Raw genomic sequence first — 2,110 nt, forward strand, 5'->3', positions numbered from 1 at the left:
CGCCGAGGTCCGGGTCGACGTCGCGCCAGTACTCCACGACCCGCCGCTGGACCTCGGGCTGAACATCCTGGGATGCATGCCCGACGATGTTGCTCACCAGATGGTCACGGTCGGTGTCGGACATCACGTCCCGGTACAGGGCGCCCGCCTGGCCGAAGTCACTGTCGTCACGGTGCGGTGTGTACGCCGACCGCACGAACTCGCCGTCAGCCGCCCACACCGCGTCGTCGGCGTACCGGGCCGTGTCGGCCCGGGGCCCGCCGTAGCTGTTCGGCGCGTACACCGGGTCGCGGGACGGCTCGTAACGCATCGCGCCGTCCTTGTTGTAGGAGCTGACCGGAGATTTCGGGCGATTAATCGGTAGCTGTAGATAATTTGGGCCAATCCGGTGACGATGCGTGTCCGGATAGGAGAACAGCCGGCCAAGCAACATCTTGTCCGGGCTCGGGCCGATCCCGGGCACCATGTTGGCCGGTTCAAAGGATGCCTGTTCCACTTCGGTAAAGTAGTCGCCGGGATTACGGTTCAGGACCATACGGCCGATCGTGATCGGCGGATAGTCCGCGTGCGGCCAGACCTTGGTCAGATCAAAGGGGTTGAAACGGTAGGTGGCCGCAGCCGCGAACGGCATGAGCTGAATTTCCAGTCGCCAAGACGGATAGTCACCATTGTGGATCGACGACGCGAGATCACGGATATGGCGGTCCGGGTCGATCGCAACCGTCGCCTTCGCCTCGCCGTCGGTGAAGTTGTCGATGCCCTGCTCGGTCTTGAAGTGATACTTCACCCAGAACCGTTCATGTGCCGCGTTCACCCACATGAAGGTGTGGCTGCCGTAACCGTTCATATGCCGCCAGGAACGCGGCGTTCCGCGATCGCTCATCAAAATCAGTACCTGGTGAGCCGACTCGGGTGACAGCGTCCAGAAGTCCCACTGCATGTTGTTGTCGCGCAGGTGGGTGTCGGCCCGCCGCTTCTGCGAGCGGATGAAGTCCTGGAACTTGCTCGGGTCACGTACGAAGAAGATCGGCGTATTGTTGCCGACCAGATCGTAGTTGCCGTCCTCGGTGTAGAACTTGATCGCGAAACCACGCGGGTCGCGGACCGTGTCAGCGCTGCCAAGCTCCCCGGCCACGGTGGAGAACCGGACGAACACGTCGGTGCGCTTGCCCACCTCGGAGAGGAACGCGGCCCTGGTGTACCTGGTGACCTCCGCGGTCACCTCGAAATAGCCGTGCGCGCCGCCCCCTTTGGCGTGAACAACGCGCTCGGGCACCCGCTCCCGGTTGAACTGCGCCATCTTCTGGAGCAGATAGTGATCCTGAAGCAGCAGCGGGCCATCCGGGCCGACTGACAGCGAATGCTCGTCACTCGGCGCCGGGATCCCCGCGTCCGTCGTTGTCGGGCGTGCCGGGTTGGCGGGTACCGGGTTGGCAGGTGGTCGAGACTCCGTCATTGAGGCTCACTCCTGTCCTGTCGTCGCGGCCCTGCCGCTCGACGGGGCCTGCTTGGAGCGACCGGCAACGGGGGAGGCGGCATCGCGGGGCTATCGGCGGGGCCGGGGCACGCGCCTCGCGGCATCGCTGTCCATCCATTGCCGCGCGATGCACGTGCCCCAGCCCCATTCCTTGATCTACCCCCCTGCTGCCGGGCGCTCGTACGTCGGGGGACGAGGAAGGCCTACCCACCCGCGCGGCTCGGAAAGCCATGGAATCCGACGCTCTATGCCGGCTCGTTCAGGGCCGGCTCGTTCAGGCGCAGGACCGCACGCGTCTCGTGCTCATGCCCGAGGATGGACAGCCCACCGGCATCCAGGACGAAACGGGCGCCGAAAGCCGGATCCAGCTCCAGCCAGCGCACGACCAGCACCCGCAGCATGTGGCCATGCCCGACCAGGGCGACATCACCTCGTTCCAGGTACGGCAGGACACGTCCGATCACCCGGTCAGCGCGGCTACCGACCTGCGCGGGGGTCTCGCCCCCGGGGGTGGGCCCGCTCCACACCGTCCACCCCGGCACCGATCGGCGGATGTCAGGCGTTGTGATGCCCTCGAACTCTCCGTAGTTCCATTCGGCAAGATCATCCCAGTGCTCGAACCGGGCCACTCTC

General features: G+C 65.5%; 2 protein-coding genes. Both read right to left on the reverse strand.

Annotated elements, in window-relative coordinates; all coding sequences use genetic code 11:
- On the reverse strand, nucleotides 1-1,456 hold a 1,456-nt coding region (locus MJ783_RS04675), incomplete at its 3' end, for a catalase (RefSeq protein ID WP_239308681.1).
- 266 nt (nucleotides 1,457-1,722) lie between these two features.
- The coding region (locus MJ783_RS04680; protein WP_239308682.1) for a histidine phosphatase family protein at nucleotides 1,723-2,110 on the reverse strand (388 nt) is incomplete at its 5' end.

Source organism: Protofrankia sp. Cj3 (assembly GCF_917627355.1).
Taxonomy (GTDB): domain Bacteria; phylum Actinomycetota; class Actinomycetes; order Frankiales; family Frankiaceae; genus Protofrankia.